The organism is Enterococcus sp. DIV1314a, assembly GCF_051713805.1.
Classification (GTDB): domain Bacteria; phylum Bacillota; class Bacilli; order Lactobacillales; family Enterococcaceae; genus Enterococcus_I; species Enterococcus_I aquimarinus.
This window is the reverse complement of record NZ_JBIOQP010000001.1, coordinates 2,105,186-2,128,521: the sequence shown is the minus strand read 5'-3', so window position 1 is coordinate 2,128,521 and position 23,336 is coordinate 2,105,186. Positions and strand designations below refer to the sequence as shown.

The following is a 23,336-nucleotide window of genomic DNA, read 5'->3' as shown; positions in this document are numbered from 1 at the left end:
TTTTTAAATCGCATTGACTGAAAATGCGCGTGATTCCATTACTTTTAAGATCGCATCAGCCGTATCTAGCGACGTAAATAATGGGACTCCGTGCTCGACCGCTTCTCGACGAATAATAAAACCGTCTTTTGAAGCATCTTGTCGATTTTTATCCATTGTGTTTATTACTACTTGAGTACGGCCGTGACGAATCATATCGACAACCGTTTCTTTTTGAATGTCTTCTGTAATTTTGGCGACACTGCGTACGCGTAAGCCATGTTGGGCTAAAAATGAGGCCGTGCCACTCGTTGCAGTTAACGTAAAGCCAATTTCAGAAAAACGTTTTGCCAAGGCAAGTGCCTCTTCTTTCGTTTCATCGGCAATCGTAAATAAAACGGAGCCAAATTCTGGAATGATTAAGCCTGAAGCTTCAAAAGCTTTATAAAGTGCCTTTTCAAGATTATGATCCGTCCCCATCACTTCACCCGTTGACTTCATTTCAGGGCCTAAGTACGTATCGACCTTCAATAGTTTTGTGAAGGAGAAGACCGGCGCTTTAATGTGGACCAAATCAGAAGTCGGATATAAGCCTGTTTGATACCCTAAATCTACTAGTTTTTCACCTAAAATCGCTTTTGTCGCCACTTGTGACATCGGGATACCGGTCACTTTACTTAGAAACGGCACTGTTCGACTTGCACGAGGATTGACTTCAATCACATATACTTGTTCTTCATAAATAACAAATTGAATATTCATCATCCCTATACAGTTTAACCCAAGAGCTAGACGTTTGGTATAGTCTTCGATTGTTTCAATAATTTTTTTTGATAAATTTTGTGGTGGATAAACAGCCATCGAGTCACCGGAGTGAACACCAGCCCGTTCAATATGTTCCATAATTCCAGGGATAAGCACTGTTTCACCATCACAAATCGCATCGACTTCACATTCTTTACCAAGTAAATAACGATCAATTAAAACAGGATGTTCTGGCGAAGCTTTAACAGCAGACTTCATATAATCTTGCAAATCATTTTGATTCTCGACAATTTCCATGCCACGGCCGCCTAGGACATAACTTGGGCGAACTAAGACCGGATACCCAATTTTATCGGCAATTGCCACGGCTTCTGGGATACTAGTTGCCGTATCCCCCATGGGTTGTGGAATACTTAATTCTTGTAGCGCTTTTTCAAATAAATGACGATTTTCTGCACGATCTAAATCCGCAATGGTTGTGCCTAAAATCGTAACACCATTTTGAGCAAGTGGTTCTGCTAAGTTAATAGCAGTTTGACCTCCAAATTGTACGATAACGCCAAGCGGTTGTTCTAAATCAATCACATTTAACACATCTTCTAAGGTCAACGGCTCAAAATACAATTTATCCGAAATGGAAAAGTCTGTCGAGACCGTTTCTGGATTACTATTCATAATAATTGCTTCATAGCCGGCTGCTTGGATCGCTTTAACAGAGTGAACCGTCGCGTAATCAAATTCTACCCCTTGTCCAATCCGGATTGGACCTGAGCCTAAGACTAAAATCGATGGACGCTCACTTTTTTGACTTTCATTTTCAAACTCATAAGTGCTATAAAAATAAGGTGTATTGGATTCAAATTGCGCCGCACACGTATCAACCATTTTATAAACGGGTTGTAAGTTATGACTTAAACGCAAGTCACGGACTTCTTTTTCTGTCATTCCCCATAATTCGGCAATTTTACGATCGGTGAAGCCGTGTTGTTTCGCCATTTTTAACGTTGTCAGATTTTGAGCATTGTCCGTCAATGTCTGCTCTATTTCAACGATATGTAAGATTTTATCTAAGAATAAACGATCAATCTTCGTCATCTCATAGAGGGCATCCAGACTAAATCCACGTCGTAAGGCTTCAACCAAGTAAAACAACCGATCATCTTGGGCTTTGACGACTTTTTCAAGTAATATTTGATCGGTTACTTGACTTAGTTCAGCCATTTCCAAATGGTACGTACCAATCTCTAATGAACGAACCGCTTTTAAGAGGGATTCTTCAATGTTACGTCCCATCGCCATCACTTCACCAGTTGCTTTCATTTGTGTTCCAAGCAAGCGTTCACCACTTTCAAATTTATCAAATGGCCAACGTGGAATCTTAGAAACCACATAATCAATCGTTGGTTCAAATTCGGCAAAAGACGTCCCTGTGACGGGATTAATCATTTCATCAAGCGTCAATCCTACAGCGATTTTTGCGGCTAATTTGGCAATTGGGAACCCTGTTGCTTTACTTGCTAAAGCGGATGAACGAGAAACACGAGGGTTAACTTCAATGACATAGTAGTTAAAACTATCTGTATCTAACGCTAATTGAACGTTACATCCTCCTTCAATACCAAGGGCCCGAATAATCATCAACGATGCGTCGCGAAGCATTTGGTGCTCAACATCCGTTAAGGTTTGACTTGGTGCAAAAACGATCGAATCACCCGTATGAATCCCGACTGGATCAAAATTTTCCATATTGCAAACGACAATCGCATTGTCGGCTGAATCTCGCATCACTTCGTATTCAATTTCTTTATAACCTGCGATGCTGCGTTCAATTAAACATTGCGTTGCAGGGGATAGCTTTAGGCCGTTTTCAGCGATATGACGTAATTCTGCTTCATTATCGCACATCCCGCCTCCCGTTCCGCCCATTGTAAACGCCGGGCGAACGATGATGGGATAGCCAATTTTATTAGCAAAATCAACCGCTTCTTCAACGGTTGTGACAATTACTGATTCTGGAATTGGTTGGTTCAATTCTTCCATTAATTGTTTAAACAAATCGCGATCTTCCGCTTGATCAATGGCAGAAAGCTTTGTGCCAAGTAACTCAATATTTAATTCTTTTAAAATACCCGATTGTGCTAATTCCATCGCCATATTCAAGCCTGTTTGACCACCCAAAGTAGGTAAAAGTGCATCGGGTTGTTCTTTGCGTAAAATTCGCGCAACGAACTCGAACGTAATCGGTTCGATGTAGACTTTATCGGCTACTTCTTTATCCGTCATGATGGTTGCTGGATTGGAATTGACTAATACAACTTCATATCCTTCTTCTCGCAGTGCTAGACAAGCTTGGGTCCCTGCGTAGTCAAACTCTGCTGCTTGCCCAATAATAATAGGACCTGAGCCGATCACCATAATCTTCTTAATATCTGTACGTCTTGGCATTAATTGTGCTCCTTCCATGTATCCATCATTGCGATAAATTCATCAAATACGTATAAGGCATCGTGTGTTCCAGGTGATGCATCCGGCTGAAATTGAACGCTGAAAGCTGGATATTTGTTGTGTTTTAATCCTTCGATTGATTGATCATTGATTTCTAAATAGGTAACGGTTAATTGATCAGGGTCTAGACTAGCTTTTTCGACTGCAAAGCCATGACCTTGCGAACTGAAGTGAACTTTTCCAGTCTCTAATTGACGAACTGGATGATTTCCGTGATGGCCAAATGTCATTTTATATGTATCGGCACCATTGGCTAGCGCAAAAATTTGATGTCCGAGCGCAATGCCAAATAGTGGTACTTTTCCTTGGATTTCTTTCACCATCTCGACCACGGTCGGCAAGCTTTTAGGATTGCCCGGTCCATTTGTCAGCAAGACACCATCTGGACTTAATTCTAAGATTTCTTCTGCTGTCGCATTAAACGGTAAGACCGTTAGATTACATTCTCGTTTGACTAATTCTTGCATCGTACTGTGTTTTAATCCTAAATCAAGAATCACAACATTATGACCTATTCCAGGACAAGGATAAGGTTTAACGGTTGAGACTTGTTCCACTTGGTTCGTTGGAAGCACTGCCGCTTTTAATTGATCATACGCATGATGAAATTCATCACCTGCATCGACAATACTTGCTTTCATCGTGCCTTTTTCGCGAATTTTGCGTGTTAATGCGCGTGTATCAATCCCGGCAATCCCAGGAATCCCTTTACGTGTTAAAAACTCATCAAGTGTCATTTGACTGCGCCAGTTACTTGCGAGGCGTGCATGTTCTTTGACAACAATTCCTTTACAAGTAGGTGAAAGCGACTCAAAGTCATCACGGTTAATGCCACAATTTCCAATCAATGGATAAGTAAATGTGACGATTTGTCCATTTGTACTTTGACTTGTAATTGTTTCTTGATAACCTGTCATCCCAGTGGTAAAGACAATTTCACCAATAACATTACTTGTTCCGCCAAAACCTTCTCCTTCAAAATACGTACCATCTTCTAAAATTAGCCAACGTTTCATCTATTATTTCCCACCTTTTTTTTGCCATGCTATTTTACCATCTACGAGTGTCACTGTTGTATCACCATATAATTTCCACCCAACGAATGGTGTATTAATACTCTTTGATAAAAATTGTTGATCATCGACTACATATTCCGTTTCTAAATCAAAAATTGCAAGATCTGCGGGTCCGCCAATCGTCAGACGCCCAGCATTTAAACCAAAGATTTCTGCTGGTTTAATCGCCATCCAATCAACAACTTGTTCTAAAGTGAAAACACCTGTTTTTACAAAGTGCGTGTAAATCATTTGGAAAGCATATTCGGAGCCCACAATTCCAAATGGTGAATCAACAAAACTTTGATTTTTTTCTTCGTGGCTATGAGGTGCATGGTCCGTTGCAATACAGTCAATCGTGCCATCTAATAAACCTTCAATCAGTGCTTTTTGGTCATCACTCGCCCGGAGCGGTGGATTCATTTTCCAATAACCATTATCTTCTGGAATATCTTCATCCATCAAAACGAGATGGTGTGGGCAAACTTCGCATGTTACGTTGATTCCTGCTTGCTTGGCTTCACGAATAATCCGAACACTTTCTTTACTTGATACGTGGCACACATGATAATGAACACCTGTTTCTTCTGCTAAAAGTAAGTCGCGCGCGATTTGCGAAGATTCTGTCGCACTCATGATTCCAGGTAAGCCTAACTCTTCTGAACGTTTGCCTAAGTGCATCACACCGTCAAACAATAAGGACTCATCCTCGGTATGAGCTACGATTGAACGATTATTTTTAGCCGCAGCTTTCATCGCTAAGTACATCGTCCCCGCTGTTTGAACCCCAACGCCATCGTTGGTAAAAGCAAAGGCTCCAGCTTTTGTTAAACCATCATAATCGACTAATGTTTCACTATGTAAGTTTTCAGTCATTGGCGCATATTGCAAGACTTTGACCACCGCGTCACGATCAATGATTTTTTGGACTTCTTCAAAACGTTCGACAGTATCTGGGACTGGATTTAAGTTCGGCATTGCACAGACCGTTGTGAATCCTCCCCGTGCTGCTGCTTGACTTCCGGTTTCAATCGTTTCTTTATACGTAAAACCAGGCTCTCTAAAATGGACATGGACATCGACTAATCCTGGCGTAATGAATTGACCTTTCGCGTCAATCACTTGTTCAAATGTCTCGGCATTAAATGATTCACCAATTGCGTGAATCTTTCCTTCTTTAATCCAAATATCTACCGTTGTTAATTCGTTATCGTGAGAAACAATTCTCCCATTTTTAATTAATGTATTCATGTCTACTTCCTCCTTATGATCGTCCTGTTAATACTGCTTCTAAAATGGCCATTCGCATATAAACACCGTTAGACATTTGGGTAATAATCCGTGATTGCATCCCTTCAACCAGCGAATCTGCTAGTTCTACATCGCGGTTAACGGGTGCTGGGTGCATAATAATGGCATGTTTTTTAAGACGTTTCGCACGCTCTTCCGTTAACCCATACTCTTGATGATACTCTTCTTTTGAAAAGCTTTTTTCATCGCCATGGCGTTCATGTTGGACACGAAGCATCATCATCACATCGACTTCTTCGACTAATTCATCCAGTGGCAAGTAGTGTCCGTAAACTTCAAATTCATCTTTATACCATTCTTTAGGGCCAGAGAAAAAGACTTTTGCACCTAAGCGTTTTAACATTTGCATATTTGATTTTGCGACACGTGAGTGCGTGATATCGCCTACGATCGCCACTTTTAAGTTCTCAAAGCTACCAAATTCTTCATAGATGGTCATTAAATCAAGTAAACATTGCGTAGGATGTTGACCACTCCCATCACCACCATTGATGATGCCACATTGGATCGTGCGACTTTCGATTAATTCATCGTAGTAATGTTCATCTCCGTGACGAATGACTGCGACATCCACTCCAATCGCTGACATCGTTAAGACCGTGTCATAAAGTGTTTCACCTTTTGTAACGGAGCTTTTTGATTCTTCAAATTCAATCGTTTCAATGCCTAGTTTTCTTTCCGCTACTTCAAAACTTTTATGCGTTCTTGTACTATTTTCGAAAAATAAATTCGTCGCAAAATACTGACTTTTCTCAGGATTCCATTGCGCACCCCGTTTAAATTCTTGTCCTCGATGGATAAGTCCCATCACTTCTTGGTCGGATAAAGCTTCCACCGATAATAAATGTTTTAAACTAATGCGTTCTGATTGAATAATCATGTTGTTTCCTCCTTGATTTACTTTTCTTCGCTACGAGACGTTTCTGGTAAAATAAGATTTAAAAAGATGCCTAAGACTGTCGCTAAAGCCATCGCTGAGAGTGTGAAGGTCCCAATTTCTAATACGAGTCCGCCAATCCCTACGACTAAAATGACGGAAGCGATGATCAAATTTTTCTTGCGATCAAAGTCGATGTTGTTTTCAATTAAAATTTTTAAGCCACTCGCGGCAATGACACCAAAGAGTACAAAACTAATGCCGGAGATAACCGGATTTGGAATGCTCAAAATTAAGGCACTCATTTTCCCGACGAAGCCAAGAGCGACTGCAAAAACTGCTGCCCCACCAATGACAAACACGCTATGTACTCGCGTGATTGCGAGTACGCCAATATTTTCACCATAACTCGTTGTTGGCGGACCACCGATAAGTCCTGCGACAATTTGCGCAGCCCCGTCACCTGCGAGGGTTTTACTTAATCCAGGATTGTCAAAGAAATTACGTTTCGTTAATTTATTCAAAACCATTAAATGACCGATATGTTCTGTCATCGTCACAAAAGCAATGGGAGCCATTGTGACGATAGCGCCTAACTGGAGCGTTGGCGTATATTGCACAAAGGGAATTTCAAAATTCGGTAATGAGAACCAACTTGCATTGGCAATCAGACTTAAATCCACAATTCCAGCCAGTAATGCGACGATATAACCACTCACAATCCCAAGTAAAATCGGAATTAAGCCTAAGAATCCTTTAAACCACATATTGAAAAAGATTGTTAATGCTAAGGTAGCGAGGGCGACAAAGACGTATCGAAAGTCATAGTTGCCAGCTTCATTAAACATCGCGCTGTTCGCCGCATTAGCTGCTAAACCTAACCCGATCACCATGATAACTGGTCCGACTACGATTGGCGGTAACACTTTATCTAACCATGCTGCACCAATTTTTTGAATAATCACCGCTACAATCAGGTAAACTAGTCCCGTTGTCATTGCTCCTTGAGCAATCGCAGGATAACCTTGCGTTTGCATGAGCATTTGCATCGCGGCAATAAAAGCAAAACTACTTCCAAGATACGCTGGGATTTTTCCTTTGGTAGTGGTTAAGTAAACCAATGTTCCAAGGCCAGAACTCACTAAGGCAATCCCAGGATCCAGTCCGACTAAACGAGGAACGAGCACCGTCGCACCAAACATGGTGAATAAATGTTGTAAGCTTAAACCAAGCCATTGAAACGGTTTTGGTCGATCACCGATGTCTAAAACGGCCTCGGTATTTCTAAAAGTGTCTTTCATAAAATCTTTCCTACCCTTCTGTTTTGATGACGATGCGGTCACGTCCATCTAATTCTTGCATTTCCACAATAATTTCTTCTTTCGTTGAAGTTGGAATGTTTTTTCCAACAAAATCAGCGCGAACAGGCAGTTCTCGATGTCCTCGGTCAACAAGGACAGCTAGACCAATTCGTTTTGGCCGACCAAAATCCATAATGGCATCCAGTGCTGCGCGAATAGTGCGTCCGGTAAACAAAACATCATCAATTAAAATAACTTCTTTTCCTTCTAATGAAACTGGGATATTCGAATCATGTAATTCCGCTTCTTCAAGTTCTTGTTTTTTATCATCTCGGTATAACGTAATATCAAGTTCTCCTACCGGGACTTCAATATTTTCTAATTCTTTTAATCGTTGTGCAATCCGTTGTGCAATAAAAATACCGCGTGTTTTAATACCAATTAAAACCACATTCTCGATTCCTTGATGCCGTTCAATGATTTCATATGTTATCCGCGTAATTGCTCGTTTCATCGTTAGCGCATCGACCACTTCTTTTGATTTCATGTTCTTCCTCCTTCATTTTGACAATAAAAAAACTCCTACCCGTTTTAAGGTAGGAGTGACTGTTTTTAGATTTATGGCTACACAAAAAGCCATAGAAATTCCACACGAGATCATCGAGTCTTATTCGCAAATAAGCTCAATCTCTCTTCACTGCCTTCTTAGCCTCACGGGACTACATTAAAGGACACTATTTAATTTTATTAAAGTAACTATACTATTCTTTATCTTAAAAATCAATCTATTTTCTTAAGTTTTGCAAGAGTATTTTCAAATTGTGCGGGAATCGGCACTTCAAAAACGAGTTCTTCACCCGTTTTAGGATGTTTAAAGCCTAGTTTTTTCGCATGTAAATACTGTCCTTGGCCTTCAAGTGTTTTTCGTGGTCCGTAAATGGGATCTCCTGCTAAAGGAAAACCAATATATTGCATATGGACCCGAATTTGGTGCGTTCGCCCCGTTTCCAATTGTAACTCGACTAGCGTAAAGTTCTCAAAACGCTCTAAGACGGTAAAATGTGTAACTGCAGGTTTACCATCCGCGATGACAGCTTGTACTTTACGGTTGGTTTTTGACCGACCAATTGGAGCATTAATCGTTCCTTTGTCGTGTGAAATATTTCCATGCACGAGTGCCACATATTTTCGCAATGTTGTTTTATCTTTTAATTGCTGTGCTAATGATTCATGAGTCGCATTGTTTTTTGCGACCATTAATAAACCGGAAGTGTCCTTATCGATACGGTGAACAATCCCTGGACGAATCACGTCATTAATGCTTGATAAACTTTTTAAATGATACAATAGCGCGTTGACAAGAGTCCCATTGGGATGCCCAGCAGAAGGATGAACGACCATCCCTTGACCTTTATTGACAACTGCTAAATCATCATCTTCATAAATAATTTCTAGTGGCAAATCTTCTGGTAACAAATCGAGTTCTTTCGGTTCTGGAATCGTAATGACCAATGTTTCTCCTGAAACGACTTTACGACTAGCGCGCACCGCTTCTCCTTCGACGGTCACAACCCCGCTTTTTAACCAATGCTGAATTTGCGAACGACTATATTCAGGTAATAACGCGACCAGTACTTTATCTGTCCTCCCTGTCTCATCTTGAATTGTTACGTTAATTTGCTTTTCCATGTTGTTTTCCTTTCAACTTTTCCTCAAAAATTGTATAGATAAAGATACCTACGACACCTATAAATAAAGTGGCATCCGCTACATTAAAAATCGGGAAAGTAATAAATTCTGTTTGAAACATATCGATGACATAACCAAGACGCATTCGATCAATAAAGTTCCCGATTGCCCCCGCAAGGACAAAAGAAAGACCTAGAAGAAATAGCCAATGTTCGTTCCGATATTTAATCAGTAAATAAGTGATTACTGTCACCGCAATCACGGTAATAATAAAGAAGAAAATCATCTGTCCTTCTAAAATACTCCAAGCAGCTCCTCTGTTTTGGATGTACGTTAAGGATAACACCGACGGAATAAAGTCTTGACTTTCACCTAAGGCTAAATTCGTTACAGTCCAATATTTTACCCATTGGTCGATTCCGATTAAAATGACACTAATAAAAAAATAAATCGCTAGCATATTTCCACTCTCTTCTCATATGTTTAGTATATCTCTTGGGCGAATAATCCCTACCAATTGACCATTAGGTCGACCATCTTTGGTAATTAAAATGGCTTCTAACAACCCGTTCTCTTTAAACATTGATTGTGCCACAATCAATGGACAATCTTGTGCGACAAATTCGTAATTACTCGCTTTTCCATCACTTAAAATCAAATCTTTTGCCATTTTCCCCTCTAATTCAACGGATCCTTTAAGACTTTCTTTTGCCAGCCAATAACCGATCGCTCGTAAAGTAATTAAACCCGTAAAGCGTCCTTTGTCGTATAGCGGAAATTGAGAGTAGCGTTTGCGTGCAACGATTTTTAACAGCTCGTTTAAGGGAACCGTTTGTTCAAAACCGGTCACTTTTTTACTAAAGCGCGGGAAAACTTTTTCTGGTTGCATCAAATCCGTCTCAATGGTCAAGATTCGATGAACCAACCATTGATTGGGTTCGGCTATAATAAAATTTTCGCTAATTTGCTCATGAACAATCGCATTTCGTAATTGCGAAATTTGCAGAAGATCGTCTTCATACTGTTTGACGAGTAAGTCTGGCCTACTTGCTAGGCGACGCACCATCTGCGAAAACCCCATATTCCGAGGGTTACCCAGCTCTTCTCTTAGCCATTTTTCAATGCGATTAAAACTTGTCAAAAATATATTTGCTTGCTCTCCCATAGTCATCCCTCACACTTCTGTTAATTTTTCAGGAAATTTTTGTTGCAATAGGTGACTGAACGCTTTTTGGTTTTTTGAAAAAAAATAGCCTTCAAATTTTTTTCCATGGTATTCAAATAGCAAGTGATTTTTTTGCCACTGAATCTGTTCGATTTCTTCGTAGGGAATCGAAACAGGACACCACTGCATCACACTAGAGAGCGTTATCGATGTTTCCGAAAAACGTAGATATCTTTTGCGACTTAAAAGAAGCAATAAAAAAAAGAAAAAAAATGCCAATAAACTTTTCCAATAAACAGTTGACTTTTCTAAAGTTAAAATAAAACCTAGGAAGAAGAATGTAAATGTAGTTGACCAATAAATAATAGCAATGGACAATTCTGGCTGCCAGTAAAATTTTCGCGCCATTCTTTCGCCTCCTGAAGTATAATAGAAATATAATAATAAGTGAGGTGGTCTGTCGGATGATTAAAGCCTATATCGATGCTTCTACTAAAGGAAATCCCGGCCCGAGTGCAGGGGGTATTCTTCTTGTTGGCGAGCAGCTACATATTCAAAAAACTATTCCTTTACCCGATTTAACAAATCACCAAGCAGAATTTGCTACTTTTGTCGCATTGCTTGATGAACTAATTGAACAAAAGCATACAAAAGAAACAATTTTTATTTATACAGATAGTAAGATTTTAGCAGAAACCATTGAAAAGGACTATACTAATAACCTGGATTTTAAAAGTTATTTAAGTGAAATAAAAGCGCGCTTGCCTCTGTTTGATTTGGTCATCATCCAGTGGATTCCTGAAAATCAAAATAAAGGCGCCGATAACTTAGCGCGGCAAGGGTTACAAAAACGGTTAGCATCAAAGAATCGGAGATAATAATCGAGCCACAGACTGTTTTGTTTTTAACCATAGCGACTGTTGAGCAATCATTGCATCCGTCAATTCAATGGATTGTTCCAAATCTTTTTCAAATGTTTCGGCTAATGTTTTTGTCAATTCCTGATTATACACAAAAGCATTCACTTCAAAATTCAAAGCATAACTACGAATATCTTGATTCATGGTTCCAAACGAAGAAATATGGTCATCAATAACCAAGACTTTCGCATGTAAAAATCCTCCCGTATAAATCGAGATTTTTACTCCTTTTTTGTGTAAGTTACTCGCATAATATTGCGTTGCACGATAAATAAAAGGATGATCGGGCATACATGGAATCATAATATTGACTTCAACGCCAGAACGCACAGCAATCAGTAAGGCATCCATCATTGAATCATCTGGAATCAGATATGGCGTTTGAATGAGAATCCGTTTTTTTGCTCCCAAAATCATTTTAATAAAGCCACCTTTTAGTACTTGATCATCACGATTCGGACCATCAGCCACGATTTGCAAACTGATATTCCCGAGTTCTTCTTGCGTTGGGAGAGTAAAGAATTTGGGTTGGTACGTTAAATAATCTTCGGCACACGTCACCGATGCATTCCAATCTCGAATAAAAACTTCTTGCAGACTGAAAGAAGCTGTCCCAATAATTCGCGCATGCGTATCACGCCAATACCCAAACTTCTTTGTCACGTTTAAATATTGATCCCCAACATTAAATCCTCCCGTCCAGCTAATTTTCCCATCAATAATCACTACTTTTCGATGAAGGTGATAATTCAGTCGCGTTTTACGAATAAAGTCGCGGGCTGTAATAAACGGCAAGACTTTTCCAGCCGCTTGAATTAATGGGTTAAAAAAGCGGATAGTTGTCCCGCCGCCAAAAGGATCAAATAATACGCGTACCTCTAACCCTTCTTGGGCTTTTTTTACTAATAATTGCAACAATTGATTACCGATTTGATCATCAAAAATCGCGTAATATTCAAGATGAATCGTTGCTTTCGCTTGCTGGATATCTTGTAGTAATTGCTTGAACTTCTCTTGCCCATCGGTAATAATACGGACTTGATTTCCGCGAGTCACAGGCGCTTCTTGCGAGTAATTAAAGTAGTCTTTTAAAAGTTCTGAGCTACTCGATTGGCTTTCGATTAGAAATTGCTGATTATGACTCTCAATTAATTGATTGATTTCTTCAATTCGTTGCTCACGATGGCTGTTCAAGCGAAAAATGATTTCATCATCTATTTTTCGCCCGGCAAAGAGATAGAGAAAAAAACCAATACCTGGCAAAAAAATTAAAGCTAGTAACCAAGCAAATACACTGGCAATCGATCGCGGGCGCCGAAAGACCGTAATAATTGCTCCAATGGTATTGATAACCAATAATACGAATAACCCTACTACAAACCAATTATTTTCCATGATATCCCTCACAGATGCCCCTGATTTTACAATAAATAATGATGATCAAGGGTCATTTCTATTTTATAAGCTTCTTTGTAAATTGATAATTGTTGGTGAATCGTTTCTTTAATTTCTTGTTCTTTTACTTGGTTACCTTCAGGAACAACTAAATCAAATTGCAAATGATTATTGGGTAAAATTCGAAAATCATGCATCCGAAAATCTTGATTTAATCCCTTTAAGCAGCCTTTGACAATGCGATGGATTTCTAGATACTCAGGATTGTCAATCGGAACAGGATCTAGATGACAGACCAGATGGACACCTAACGTCTTTCTCACGTCTTTTTCAATTAAATCAACGACATCGTGAGCTTTCATCAAATTCCAACGACTATCGACTTCGATATGCACAGAGGCGAAGCGTTGCTGCGGTCCATAATTATGAATTAATAAATCATGGTAGCCAAGAAGCATCGGATAACGACTTAATTGATTTTCAATTTTTTTAATTTCTTTATCGGTCGGTCGTTGGCCCACTAATTCATTCACAAAATCTTTCACCATTGAAAGACCACTATATAAAATATACAAGGCAATCAAAAGACCCATATAGCCATCGATTTTTAACCCCGTCGTGCGTTCTACTAGCACGGATACTAAGACAGCCGTTGTCATGTACACGTCATTAAAACTATCCTGGGCATTGACAATGAGTGTCTGCGATTGGATTTTATGACCAGTAAAGCGGTACATTAATCCTTGATAAATTTTGATTAAAATCGATAAGATTAAAACGAGCAAGATCGCCCGTGAAAATTGAATGGCGCTTGGGGTAATGATTTTTTCAATTGAGTTCATTAAAAATTGAAACCCAACGAAACTAATTAATAATGCGACTGCGAGTCCCGTTAAATATTCAAATCGCTCATGTCCATAAGGATGGTCTTTATCGGCTGGTTTTCCGGCGATTTTAAAGCCGAATAAAACAATCACAGATGAAATGGTATCGGATAAACTATTCATCGCATCTGCCATAATGGATACCGAATTAGCAGAAAAGCCAATGAAGAATTTGCCTAGAAACAATATAAAATTCGTCAATAAGCCAAAAACTCCCGAGAAAAACCCGATTTTCCCTCTAACTTCTTCTTTTTGATATTTTTTTTCAATTCGGCGAATAAAAAAACGAACCATTACATGCCATCCCTTTCCTATCTTCTTTATATTCTAACGTTTCTACGGTTGAGTTTCAAACTTTATTCTCAGTTATTCAAGCATTGAGATGAAAAACTTCAAATTCCAGACAAAGATTGTCTAACGAATTTGAAGTTTTCGACATTCTATTTTATTGTTGATTTAACCAGTTTACTGCTTCTGCTAAGGCATCTGGAATACCAGCTGGATTCTTACCCCCTGCTTGAGCCATATCCGGACGTCCACCGCCGCCACCGCCAACTTTCGGTGCAATAGCTTTAATTAAATCGCCAGCTTTCACGCCTTTAGCGACAGCCGTTTGATTGGATGCTACTAATAAGTTAACTTTATCACCTGAAGCCGTCGCAAGCACTAAAACATCAGATAATTCTTTTTGTTTCCATTGGTCAGCCAACTGACGCAATTGATTCATGTCTTTTACCGCCACTTGTGCCGTGACATACGTGATTCCATTGGCTTCTTTGACGTCTTTAAAGATATCTCCTGCTTGTTGATTGGCTAATTTACTTAATAGTTGTTCATTTTCTTTTTGTAAATCTTTGACTTGTTGTTGTAATTGTTCTACTTTGTTCACGACTTCCTTCAATTGAGAAGATTTCACAATTTGAGCAATTTGGAGTAATTGATTTTCTTCTGCATCGAAAAATTCATAGGCTTTTTGACTCGTTACCGCTTCAATTCTGCGGACTCCTGCACCAATTCCTGATTCAGATGTGATTTTAAATAGCCCAATTGCTTCCGTATTCGTTACGTGATTCCCACCACATAATTCAATCGACCAATCACCAACATTAACAACCCGAACTTTTTTGCCATATTTCTCCCCAAAGAGTGCCATCGCACCCATTTCTTTGGCAGAGTCGATATCTGTTTCGATCGTCACGACCGGAATTGATTCCCAGATTTTTTCTTCGACTAAGCGTTCCATTTTAGCTAGTTCTTCACTTGTCACTTGACCAAAATGCGTGAAATCAAAACGTAAATAATCAGCGGTTACTAATGAACCTGCTTGATTTGCATGTTCCCCTAGCACTTCTTTCAGCGCTTTATGAAGTAAGTGGGTCGCTGTATGATTTTTTAAGACACTATGATGATGCGCTAGATTCACTTGTAAGAGATACGTTTCTCCGACTTTTAAAGGCGTCATCACACGTAATTGGTGTAAATGTTGCCCATTTGGTGCTCGTTTCACATCAATCACTTCAGCCACGAGTTGGTGATCTGCCGTTAAGATGACACCTTTATCCGCCACTTGCCCACCCATTTCTGCATAGAAAGGGGTTTTCGCAAAAATCGCTTGCGCTTCGTCTGTTACGACGCCCTCAACGAGTTGCTCATCTTGAATTAAAACCAATAGTTCTGATGTTTGCGTTAGGGTTTCATAACCGACATATTCGCTGTCAACCGTGATATCCGTTAATAGACTTGATTGGACACCCATCGATTTTTCTTTACTACGTGCTGCACGAGCGCGTTCTCTTTGAGCAGTCATCGCTTGTTCAAAACCAACGTGATCGGCTGTAAAGCCAGCTTCTTCTACGATTTCTTCTGTTAATTCAACTGGGAACCCATAGGTATCATACAATTTGAAGATGATTGAACCCTCTAATTCTGATTGATTGGATTCTTTTAATTCGGTAATTACTTGTTGTAAGATATCCATTCCTTCATTAATCGTTTCATGGAAGCGTTCCTCTTCAGTACGAACAACTTTTTGAATGAACGTTTGGTTTTCTACTACTTCAGGGTAGTAACTTTCCATAATTTGGCCGACAACGGGCACCATTTTATATAAGAACGCTTCTTTAATCCCTAATTTTTGGCCATGCATCACAGCACGACGTAATAAGCGGCGTAATACGTACCCGCGTCCTTCATTAGAAGGCAAGGCGCCGTCCCCAATTGCAAAGGATAAGGCACGAATGTGATCAGCAATTACTTTAAATGACGTATCTGTCAGAGTGTCATCTCCGTATTTAACATGACTTAAGGCTTCAACAGCTTGGATAATCGGCATGAACAAATCCGTTTCAAAGTTAGTTGGTGCATTTTGAATAATCGAAACGACCCGTTCCAACCCCATGCCCGTATCAATGTTTTTATTTGGAAGTGGTTCGTAGGTGTTATCAGGTTTGTGGTTAAATTCAGAAAAGACTAAATTCCAAATTTCTAAATAACGCTCATTTTCGCCACCAGGGAAGTTTTCAGGATCATCTTCTGCCACGTCATTAAAGGCTTCGCCACGATCATAAAAGATTTCCGTACAAGGACCACTTGGACCCACACCAATATCCCAAAAGTTATCTTGTAACTCAATCACGTGGTCTTCTGGCAACCCCACTTCTTCAATCCATAGACGTTTTGCTTCCGTATCTTCAGGATAAACGGTCACAAATAATTTTTCAGGATCAAATGCTAGCCACTGAGGAGACGTTAAAAATTCCCATGCCCAAACAACCGCTTCTTTTTTAAAGTAGTCGCCGATGGAAAAGTTTCCTAACATTTCAAACATCGTATGATGACGCGCCGTTTTCCCAACATTTTCAATATCATTTGTTCGAATGGATTTTTGAGCATTTGTAATGCGCGGATTTTCTGGAACAATGGAACCATCAAAATATTTTTTTAACGTTGCCACACCAGAGTTGATCCATAATAACGTCGGATCATTCACGGGAATTAAAGACGCGCTTGGTTCAATTCGATGCCCTTTTTCTTTAAAAAAATCCAAATACATTTGACGAATTTGTGCACTTGATAATTGCTTCATTTTTTATTTTCCTTCTTTCCTATTCTATTTCTCTTTGAGACACAAAAAAACACCCTGCAAGACAAGGACGTCGATACGCGGTACCACCTTGTTTGCAATGATGTTTCAAATCATTACCTCTTAAACTCGTTAACGCTGAGTGGCGTTGATATTTCTACCAATTCATCCAAGGGAGCCAATTATTCGTTTCTTGTTTTTCTCTCAGCAATGAAAAACTTTCTGTAAAGAAATGGGGAATAAAAGATATCCTTATCTACTTCTTGAATTATAGGGATTATTACGCTCAATGTCAATCAAAAAAACGCGCAGAAATTCTCTCTTTTTTTCAAGTCGCATTCAGCAAAAGATCGTCCTGAAAACCTTTTACTCTGTGAGACTTACTCTTGACGAATAATAATCGCTTTTCGATACGAATACTCTAGAGGCGACAATTCTTTTTCCTTGGCTAAGATTTGACGAGAACGATAATAAGATGCTAAGGGTAAATAATCAAACAATGGAATGCCGGTATCTGTCCACTTTTCTAATTTCAAATAATCCGAATCGGTTAACTCCCATCCCTGTCGTTTGGTCGCAAAACGTAACCCAAACATATTGACTTGGCTCATTTTTCTCGTCACTTGGCGGCCTTGATAATGATTCCCTTGGTCTAATTCGTTACTCCAGCGAAAGAGCCGACGCGTTCCGCCACCATTCACATATTCCCACTCATCTTCCGTTAGTAGATCATAGACTTGGTCATGTACTTGTTGTTTTAAAGTTTGATGGGTGCATGCTTGATGACTGAAAAGACGATACGTATCCGTTTCGAGTTGTAACTGACCGTAATAACAATTTTTTTCAAATAGTTGATTTGGCACTTCAAATGAAAGACACGCTTCTAATGATTCCGGTACACAAAAAAGGGGAGATAATTGATTTTTTATTGGCAAAAAGGACTCCACTTCTCCGGTAAATTCACCTGTCACCAAGTTAAACTCACCTAAATAGGTCGTACCAACAGGCGATGCTTCTTTTTGAACAAGCATCGGTGAAATCGCCACTTTTCTCAAGGGGCTTGTTGATTCGTTCACAAAAACATCCCAATCTTCCGTTGTTTTTAAGTGATAGTTGGTTTTCATTTTTTGATACTCGTTCGTCAACGTATGCGCCTTTTGATCCCAGGTCGTAACTGGTAACCCTTGCGTTCCAAAATTCCAACCCAAAATGGCTTCTTTATTCCCTGGCACCAAAACAAAGCGTTCACCATCGATGGAACATTCGAATGTTTGGCATTTCACACCTGATAACGAAAATTCTTTGTATTCCACATCGGAAACATACTTCAGTGGACTCACAAAATACATTAAAATCTGATTCATCACTTGCATGCGCAATTCATCAGAAAGAATTTTCCAGTTTTTCCACTCTAGCGCTTCAAAAAAATCCATTTTATCCCCTACTTTCACACCGGCTTTTTCTCTAGTATACCATGCTTCTGATTAAAGGAAAAATCCAATTCCAGAAGACAATTTAAGTGTCTTTTGGAATTGGATTACATAATTGTTATCGGATAAATCTGTCAATAAAAAATTATTGATTCGAATTCTTCTTCGCTTTACGGGCTGTTCGAGTCGTTTGACGACCTTCTAGACGTCGTTTGGCTTTGTTGGTTTTATCAATTTCCCATTGAATTTTCTTTTTGTAGCCAGGTTTAATGTTTTTTTGTTTTTTCTTCACTAACCCTTTGATTTTCGGATCCAATTCTTCACGGGATTTTTCACGTTTTTTGCGACGATTACGGTCATATCCGTCGACAATTTCGTTATTCTTAATTTCTTTAGGGACAAAAGGAATTCCTAATTTTTCAATTTCAACGATGATTTCTTCTTGGCCTGGTTTGTACAATGTAATAGCCGTGCCAGCTAAACCATTGCGTCCAGTACGGCCGACGCGGTGAATGAAGAAATCCAATTCTTCCGGCACTTCCGCATTGATAACATGAGAAACACCTTCAATATCAATCCCACGAGCCGCTAAATCAGTCGCCACGACATATTGATATTCTAAGTTTTGAACTTGACGCATAATTCGTTTACGTTCTCTTGGCGTAATATCACCATGAATTTTTGCGACTTTTAAGCCCTTGCCTTTCAAGTATTCCGCAATATCGTCCACACGTGACTTCGTATTGGCAAACACAATCGCTAAATAAGGATGGCCGACGGTTAACAATTGATAAATTAACCGATTCGTATCTTTGCCTTTTGTTGAAATTAACCAGTTATCGATTGTTTCAGAAATAATCGCTTTCGGGCGAATTTCTTCAATAACTGGATTTTCCATGTATTTTTTCAAAAACGGGCGTAGCTTCTCTGGAATCGTTGCAGAAAAGACCAGCATTTGGATTTTACCAGAAAAACAACTAGCAATTTTATCAACTTCATTTAAAAAACCTAAATCAAGCGTCATATCAGCTTCATCAATGACAAACGCAAAAGCCGTATGGATTTTTAAGGCTTGCTCCGTAATTAAGTCTAAAATACGACCCGGAGTTCCAATCACGATATGGGGTTGTTGATTGTTTAAACGGTTGATTTGACGCTGTTTGTCGGTTCCACCAACAAAGTTAGTCACGCGGATTTCGGGATTAGAGAATACCGCGATTTCTTTGGCCACTTGGTAAAGTTGTGTTGCAAGTTCACGACTAGGAGCCGTAATCACAATTTGGACTTGTTCTTTTGTCGCATCAATTTTATCCATTAATGGCAGTAAAAAGGTCAAGGTCTTCCCGCTACCTGTTTGAGATTGACCGACGACACTACGTCCTTGTTGAATTAACGGAATCAGTTTACTTTGGACTTCCGTTGGGGTTTTAAAGTTCTTTTCAGCTAACGCTTGGTAAATAAATGGTTGGAATGCAAAATTTTCAAATGACATTCAAACACCTTCTTTCTTAATAACATCTTTGTGATTATAACATATTCATTTTTGAAAACCTAATGGAACAAAACATCGCAAGAAAAAAGACTAAAGAAAGCGGATTTCTCTAGTCATTTTTACACATTCCATTCGAGATGAAATTGCTCTAAAAATTGCTCCATAAAATCTTTTCGTTCAAAAGCCAATTTGCGTGCATAGTCTGTATGCATTCGCGCAGGCAATAATAATAATTTTTCATGAAAATGATTAATGACCGTACTTCCTCGGCGATACTCCGTCTTTTGACTGTATCCTTTCGGGATAATCGATTCATCATGAATTGGATGCCCTTTACCCCCGCCGTAGTAAGCCGTTCGAAGAATCCCGAGCGCACCGATTGCTTCTAATCGATCGGCATCTTGGACAATTTTCCCGGCTAAACTTAGCGGTTCACAGCTTTGACTCATTTCTTTTGAAAAAGACATATTTTGAATAATATGTAAAATTTCTTCAATGTCCGTCTTTGAGCACTCAAGGGATTGCAATAGCACGTGCACTTCTTTAATCTTAGCCGCAACATCGTCCACGACTTTATCATCAATCACATCATGCAAATAAGCACTTGCGGCCACTACAAAAGAATCGACAGGTAATTGGTCCTCACGAATGATTGTTTCGGCAAGCCGTGCCACACGACTCACGTGTTGAAAATCATGTCCCGTCTTTTCATCGCTAAGTTCCTGTTGCGTAAAGCGTATTATTTTTTCTAAAGCATTACGCTTCATTTGTTTCCACGCGTGGTTGTCTTGGTGGACGTGTTCCCCAGTATTGGAATAAGTCTGTTCTTAAAGCACCGTTATACAATTTGCGTTTCTTCGTCGCTTTCGCTCCGTAGAATTCCTCAAATAATAAATCACTCGTAATAATATATTTGCTCCAAGTGGTTAAAGGTTTAAAGACTTGACCCATCTCACGATAGAGTTGACGTACTTCTTCTTCTTCCCCTAAACGTTCCCCATAAGGCGGATTTGCCACAATGACCCCATATTCCTTATCCGTATGGAAATCTTTCATCGCTTGTTGTTTAAAGACAATCGAATCTCCTAAGCCAATTTCTTCTGCGTTACGACGTGCAATTTCAATAATTTTGCCATTGATATCTGAACCCGTAATATCTAACACAATATCATAATCAGCCGCTTCTTCTGCTTCGTTACGAGCACTCGCAAAGATTTCTGGTTTAAACCAATCCCATTTCTCACAAGCAAACTCACGGTTAAATCCTGGAGCGATATTATGGCCAATCATCGCGGCTTCGATACATAACGTCCCAGAACCACAAACGGGATCATAAAACGGACGATCTTTGCGCCAATTTGTTAACATTACTAAGGCTGCTGCCATATTTTCTTTAAGCGGCGCGCCCCCTTTTTCTAAACGGTAACCACGTTTAAATAAACTCGGCCCCGTCGTATCAAGTGTCACCATCACATGATCTTTTAAAAGTGCCACTTCGAGTTGGAATAACGCGCCCGTTTCTGCTAGAGGAACTGACGCTGGGCGATGATAATACTCACGCAAACGATTAACAATCGCTTTTTTCGTAATCGCTTGGCAATCAGGTGTACTATATAACGTTGATTTGATCGATTTACCTGCTACTGGGAATTGCGCATCAAGTGGCAAAAAATCTTCCCAAGGCAATGCTTTAACACTTTCAAATAACTCATCAAATGTAAAGGCATCAAATTCACCGACGACAATTTTCACTCGATCGGCCGTTCTTAACCACAAGTTTGTTTTCGCGATCGTTTCCATCGTTCCTTTAAAGCGTGCGCGACCATTTTCTACCGTACATTCAATGCCTAAGTCGCGAAGTTCTTTTCCTACTAAGGCTTCTAAGCCACTTGCTGCAGTAGCAACAAGATTAAATTCTTGATTTTCTTTCATTGTTTTTTTCTCCTTTGTGATAAAAAAATCCTTCCAAAATGGAAGGATCCCCCTGATGAATTGTGATTTTCTATAAGCCATGTTTTGTCCAATTATTTTACAGGGAAAAATAATATGGATAATCATCTATCTGCAATAATTGCTTATTGCCTCTTTGTCTCGTTCATTTCCGCTCCAAAAAGTGCCCCTACCATAATGTTTGGGTTGCTCACTCGAGGGGTTTACCGCGTTCCACCGTTTAAATTTCTCTAAACGCTTCGTCACTGTGGCACTTTCAAGGATACTCAAGCATAGCTTTGACACCTTAGCTTTTTTTCCTGCCGTTATTTCCTACGAAATACCCTAGCTTATCGTTTCGCTAGGCACGAACACTACAGACATCTCAGTCTGTGTGAGCATGGACTTTCCTCAGCTTGATCTAGTCAAACCGCGATTATCCGAAAACCACAATATTGTCATCTGTTTCTTATTTCTTCAATCTTAAAACTGACGTGTTTTTTCTAAATCATCATCATCCGAAAAATGAACAGCTGAACGATTAAGAGAGCTGTCAAAACCATTTGTTGGCGTCGGTTGATCTAACTTTTTGCCAAACACTTCTTTTTCAAGATTAGACAAGCGTTTTAGAATATCAAAATTCGTTACCGCTTGGCTCTTTGGTGCTTCTGGCGTTGCTTGAATCCGTGACGAGATCGCTTGACTCTTACTTAATTGAGCGATTTTCGCATTTAAGCGATCATTTTCTTCTTGTAAGGTCAAAATTTCTTTATTGTATGTTTCGTAATCTTTAATAATACCATCTAAAAACTCATCAACTTCAATTGGATCATACCCACGCATTTTTGTTTTAAATTCTTGTTGTAAGATATCTTTTGGAGAATAATTTAAATTTGTCATTCGTACACCTCACGAGTTAAATTCTGATAAAATCAGTCTACTTAACCATTCTACCAAAAAAGGCAGATAAATCAAATAGAATCGCTAAAATATATTGCATTTTCTAAATCATCCATCGTAATTTGTAAAATCTGATACGCGTGGCGCTCTTGAAACTTTCTAGCATCTTTCAGAAAATATTCAGTTTTCCCTTTAAATTCCTCATCATAAATCAGTAAACAAGCAGCGGTCTTTTGTAATAAAAAAGCAGTATGGTTTTTTAATTGCGAGGGATTTTGGTATGGCTGGTGACTTGTTGCATTGACGTAATCCGCTCCATCTTTGACTTTTTCCAGGACGGTTTGGTTTGCTTCTTTCCAATTTTCGCCCCAGCCTTCAAAAGGAAATAGGATTGCTAATTGGATTTCTGGATACTCCTCTTTTAAATCGATGACGACCTCACCTGCCCAAAGTTCAACACCTAAGTTCCCGCCAATCACAATCCACGTGATGCCATCTTCAATTAACGGAATTAATGTCTCTCTTATCACTTTCTTAAGGACTTTAATCTTTGGATCTTTTTCTTGAAAGACTCCTATTTCATAATTGCGATACCCAGTAATTATTAAGGCTTCTTTTGTTTTCATAAACTTCCCTTTTCTTTCTATTTCTCTTTTT

Annotated in this window: 20 protein-coding genes and 1 other RNA gene; 1 reads left to right on the top strand and 20 read right to left on the bottom strand. The window is 39.3% G+C overall.

Annotated features, from left to right (window positions below):
- Positions 1-3: 3 nt before the first annotated feature.
- The 10 genes from carB to IGI68_RS10060 form a co-directional block, all read right to left on the bottom strand.
- Positions 4-3,189 carry a carbamoyl-phosphate synthase large subunit gene (gene carB, locus IGI68_RS10105; RefSeq protein WP_438732594.1) on the bottom strand — a complete coding sequence of 1,062 codons (3,186 nt, stop codon included), beginning with the start codon at positions 3,187-3,189 and terminating at the stop codon, positions 4-6.
- Entirely contained in the window at positions 3,189-4,265 is a 1,077-nt protein-coding gene (locus tag IGI68_RS10100; RefSeq protein WP_438732592.1) for a carbamoyl phosphate synthase small subunit, read from the bottom strand. Before IGI68_RS10100 ends, carB begins: the two co-directional genes overlap by 1 nt.
- Before the next feature lie 3 nt (positions 4,266-4,268).
- Positions 4,269-5,555, bottom strand: coding sequence for a dihydroorotase (locus tag IGI68_RS10095; protein ID WP_438732590.1), 1,287 nt, complete (start codon positions 5,553-5,555; stop codon positions 4,269-4,271).
- A gap of 13 nt (positions 5,556-5,568) precedes the next feature.
- Positions 5,569-6,495 (bottom strand): aspartate carbamoyltransferase catalytic subunit, encoded by a 927-nt coding sequence (locus IGI68_RS10090; protein WP_438732588.1) that lies wholly within the window; start codon positions 6,493-6,495, stop codon positions 5,569-5,571.
- Between the two features lie 17 nt (positions 6,496-6,512).
- On the bottom strand, positions 6,513-7,793 hold the full coding sequence (locus tag IGI68_RS10085) for a uracil-xanthine permease family protein (protein WP_438732586.1): 1,281 nt from the start codon (positions 7,791-7,793) through the stop codon (positions 6,513-6,515).
- A gap of 10 nt (positions 7,794-7,803) precedes the next feature.
- The gene (gene pyrR, locus IGI68_RS10080; RefSeq protein ID WP_071873812.1) at positions 7,804-8,340 is read right to left on the bottom strand and encodes a bifunctional pyr operon transcriptional regulator/uracil phosphoribosyltransferase PyrR; all 537 of its coding nucleotides are present in this window, start codon (positions 8,338-8,340) and stop codon (positions 7,804-7,806) included.
- Positions 8,341-8,573: 233 nt separating this feature from the next.
- Positions 8,574-9,482, bottom strand: coding sequence for an RluA family pseudouridine synthase (locus IGI68_RS10075; RefSeq protein WP_071873811.1), 909 nt, complete (start codon positions 9,480-9,482; stop codon positions 8,574-8,576).
- Entirely contained in the window at positions 9,466-9,942 is a 477-nt protein-coding gene (gene lspA / locus IGI68_RS10070; RefSeq protein WP_438732583.1) for a signal peptidase II, read from the bottom strand. The genes IGI68_RS10075 and lspA overlap by 17 nt, the downstream gene beginning before the upstream one ends.
- 15 nt (positions 9,943-9,957) lie before the next feature.
- Positions 9,958-10,647, bottom strand: a complete 690-nt coding sequence (locus IGI68_RS10065; RefSeq protein ID WP_071873809.1) for a CBS domain-containing protein — start codon at positions 10,645-10,647, stop codon at positions 9,958-9,960.
- 9 nt (positions 10,648-10,656) lie between these two features.
- The gene (locus IGI68_RS10060) at positions 10,657-11,055 is read right to left on the bottom strand and encodes an EbsA family protein (protein ID WP_071873808.1); all 399 of its coding nucleotides are present in this window, start codon (positions 11,053-11,055) and stop codon (positions 10,657-10,659) included.
- A 56-nt stretch (positions 11,056-11,111) separates the two neighbouring features.
- Between IGI68_RS10060 and IGI68_RS10055 the strand changes: the two genes are divergently transcribed.
- Positions 11,112-11,525 (top strand): ribonuclease HI family protein, encoded by a 414-nt coding sequence (locus IGI68_RS10055; RefSeq protein WP_071873807.1) that lies wholly within the window; start codon positions 11,112-11,114, stop codon positions 11,523-11,525.
- Here IGI68_RS10055 and cls read toward each other — a convergent pair.
- From cls to IGI68_RS10005, 10 genes are all read right to left on the bottom strand, one after another.
- Positions 11,508-12,962 (bottom strand): cardiolipin synthase, encoded by a 1,455-nt coding sequence (gene cls, locus IGI68_RS10050; protein ID WP_438732580.1) that lies wholly within the window; start codon positions 12,960-12,962, stop codon positions 11,508-11,510. The two genes, IGI68_RS10055 and cls, sit on opposite strands and share 18 nt — an antisense overlap.
- Before the next feature lie 26 nt (positions 12,963-12,988).
- Entirely contained in the window at positions 12,989-14,140 is a 1,152-nt protein-coding gene (locus tag IGI68_RS10045) for a cation diffusion facilitator family transporter (protein ID WP_071873805.1), read from the bottom strand.
- Positions 14,141-14,291: 151 nt separating this feature from the next.
- Positions 14,292-16,931 (bottom strand): alanine--tRNA ligase, encoded by a 2,640-nt coding sequence (alaS, locus tag IGI68_RS10040; protein ID WP_438732578.1) that lies wholly within the window; start codon positions 16,929-16,931, stop codon positions 14,292-14,294.
- 377 nt (positions 16,932-17,308) lie between these two features.
- Positions 17,309-18,361, bottom strand: a complete 1,053-nt coding sequence (locus tag IGI68_RS10035; RefSeq protein WP_438732576.1) for a DUF7278 family profilin-like fold-containing protein — start codon at positions 18,359-18,361, stop codon at positions 17,309-17,311.
- Positions 18,362-18,503: 142 nt separating this feature from the next.
- Positions 18,504-19,850: a DEAD/DEAH box helicase gene (locus tag IGI68_RS10030; protein ID WP_273231195.1), complete on the bottom strand. Its 1,347-nt coding sequence runs from the start codon at positions 19,848-19,850 to the stop codon at positions 18,504-18,506.
- A 119-nt stretch (positions 19,851-19,969) separates the two neighbouring features.
- Positions 19,970-20,617: an HD domain-containing protein gene (locus IGI68_RS10025; protein ID WP_438732574.1), complete on the bottom strand. Its 648-nt coding sequence runs from the start codon at positions 20,615-20,617 to the stop codon at positions 19,970-19,972.
- Positions 20,607-21,782 (bottom strand): THUMP domain-containing class I SAM-dependent RNA methyltransferase, encoded by a 1,176-nt coding sequence (locus IGI68_RS10020; protein WP_071873875.1) that lies wholly within the window; start codon positions 21,780-21,782, stop codon positions 20,607-20,609. The genes IGI68_RS10025 and IGI68_RS10020 overlap by 11 nt, the downstream gene beginning before the upstream one ends.
- Before the next feature lie 68 nt (positions 21,783-21,850).
- Positions 21,851-22,227: RNase P RNA component class B (gene rnpB / locus IGI68_RS10015), an RNA gene on the bottom strand.
- A gap of 35 nt (positions 22,228-22,262) precedes the next feature.
- Positions 22,263-22,679 (bottom strand): cell division regulator GpsB, encoded by a 417-nt coding sequence (gpsB, locus tag IGI68_RS10010; protein ID WP_071873800.1) that lies wholly within the window; start codon positions 22,677-22,679, stop codon positions 22,263-22,265.
- Positions 22,680-22,750: 71 nt separating this feature from the next.
- The gene (locus IGI68_RS10005) at positions 22,751-23,305 is read right to left on the bottom strand and encodes a DUF1273 domain-containing protein (RefSeq protein WP_273231190.1); all 555 of its coding nucleotides are present in this window, start codon (positions 23,303-23,305) and stop codon (positions 22,751-22,753) included.
- Positions 23,306-23,336: the final 31 nt, after the last annotated feature.

What these genes read in the sequence shown, in the direction of transcription:
- IGI68_RS10030 (WP_273231195.1), bottom strand. Translation starts at nt 19,850, where the DNA reads ATGTCATTTGAAAATTTTGCATTCCAACCATTTATTTACCAAGCGTTA.
- IGI68_RS10060 (WP_071873808.1), bottom strand. Translation starts at nt 11,055, where the DNA reads ATGGCGCGAAAATTTTACTGGCAGCCAGAATTGTCCATTGCTATTATT.
- IGI68_RS10085 (WP_438732586.1), bottom strand. Translation starts at nt 7,793, where the DNA reads ATGAAAGACACTTTTAGAAATACCGAGGCCGTTTTAGACATCGGTGAT.
- IGI68_RS10075 (WP_071873811.1), bottom strand. Translation starts at nt 9,482, where the DNA reads ATGGAAAAGCAAATTAACGTAACAATTCAAGATGAGACAGGGAGGACA.
- carB (WP_438732594.1), bottom strand. Translation starts at nt 3,189, where the DNA reads ATGCCAAGACGTACAGATATTAAGAAGATTATGGTGATCGGCTCAGGT.
- IGI68_RS10020 (WP_071873875.1), bottom strand. Translation starts at nt 21,782, where the DNA reads ATGAAAGAAAATCAAGAATTTAATCTTGTTGCTACTGCAGCAAGTGGC.
- IGI68_RS10100 (WP_438732592.1), bottom strand. Translation starts at nt 4,265, where the DNA reads ATGAAACGTTGGCTAATTTTAGAAGATGGTACGTATTTTGAAGGAGAA.
- IGI68_RS10025 (WP_438732574.1), bottom strand. Translation starts at nt 20,617, where the DNA reads ATGAAGCGTAATGCTTTAGAAAAAATAATACGCTTTACGCAACAGGAA.
- lspA (WP_438732583.1), bottom strand. Translation starts at nt 9,942, where the DNA reads ATGCTAGCGATTTATTTTTTTATTAGTGTCATTTTAATCGGAATCGAC.
- alaS (WP_438732578.1), bottom strand. Translation starts at nt 16,931, where the DNA reads ATGAAGCAATTATCAAGTGCACAAATTCGTCAAATGTATTTGGATTTT.
- IGI68_RS10035 (WP_438732576.1), bottom strand. Translation starts at nt 18,361, where the DNA reads ATGGATTTTTTTGAAGCGCTAGAGTGGAAAAACTGGAAAATTCTTTCT.
- cls (WP_438732580.1), bottom strand. Translation starts at nt 12,962, where the DNA reads ATGGAAAATAATTGGTTTGTAGTAGGGTTATTCGTATTATTGGTTATC.
- IGI68_RS10005 (WP_273231190.1), bottom strand. Translation starts at nt 23,305, where the DNA reads ATGAAAACAAAAGAAGCCTTAATAATTACTGGGTATCGCAATTATGAA.
- IGI68_RS10065 (WP_071873809.1), bottom strand. Translation starts at nt 10,647, where the DNA reads ATGGGAGAGCAAGCAAATATATTTTTGACAAGTTTTAATCGCATTGAA.
- gpsB (WP_071873800.1), bottom strand. Translation starts at nt 22,679, where the DNA reads ATGACAAATTTAAATTATTCTCCAAAAGATATCTTACAACAAGAATTT.
- IGI68_RS10045 (WP_071873805.1), bottom strand. Translation starts at nt 14,140, where the DNA reads ATGGTTCGTTTTTTTATTCGCCGAATTGAAAAAAAATATCAAAAAGAA.
- IGI68_RS10055 (WP_071873807.1), top strand. Translation starts at nt 11,112, where the DNA reads ATGATTAAAGCCTATATCGATGCTTCTACTAAAGGAAATCCCGGCCCG.
- IGI68_RS10095 (WP_438732590.1), bottom strand. Translation starts at nt 5,555, where the DNA reads ATGAATACATTAATTAAAAATGGGAGAATTGTTTCTCACGATAACGAA.
- IGI68_RS10090 (WP_438732588.1), bottom strand. Translation starts at nt 6,495, where the DNA reads ATGATTATTCAATCAGAACGCATTAGTTTAAAACATTTATTATCGGTG.
- pyrR (WP_071873812.1), bottom strand. Translation starts at nt 8,340, where the DNA reads ATGAAATCAAAAGAAGTGGTCGATGCGCTAACGATGAAACGAGCAATT.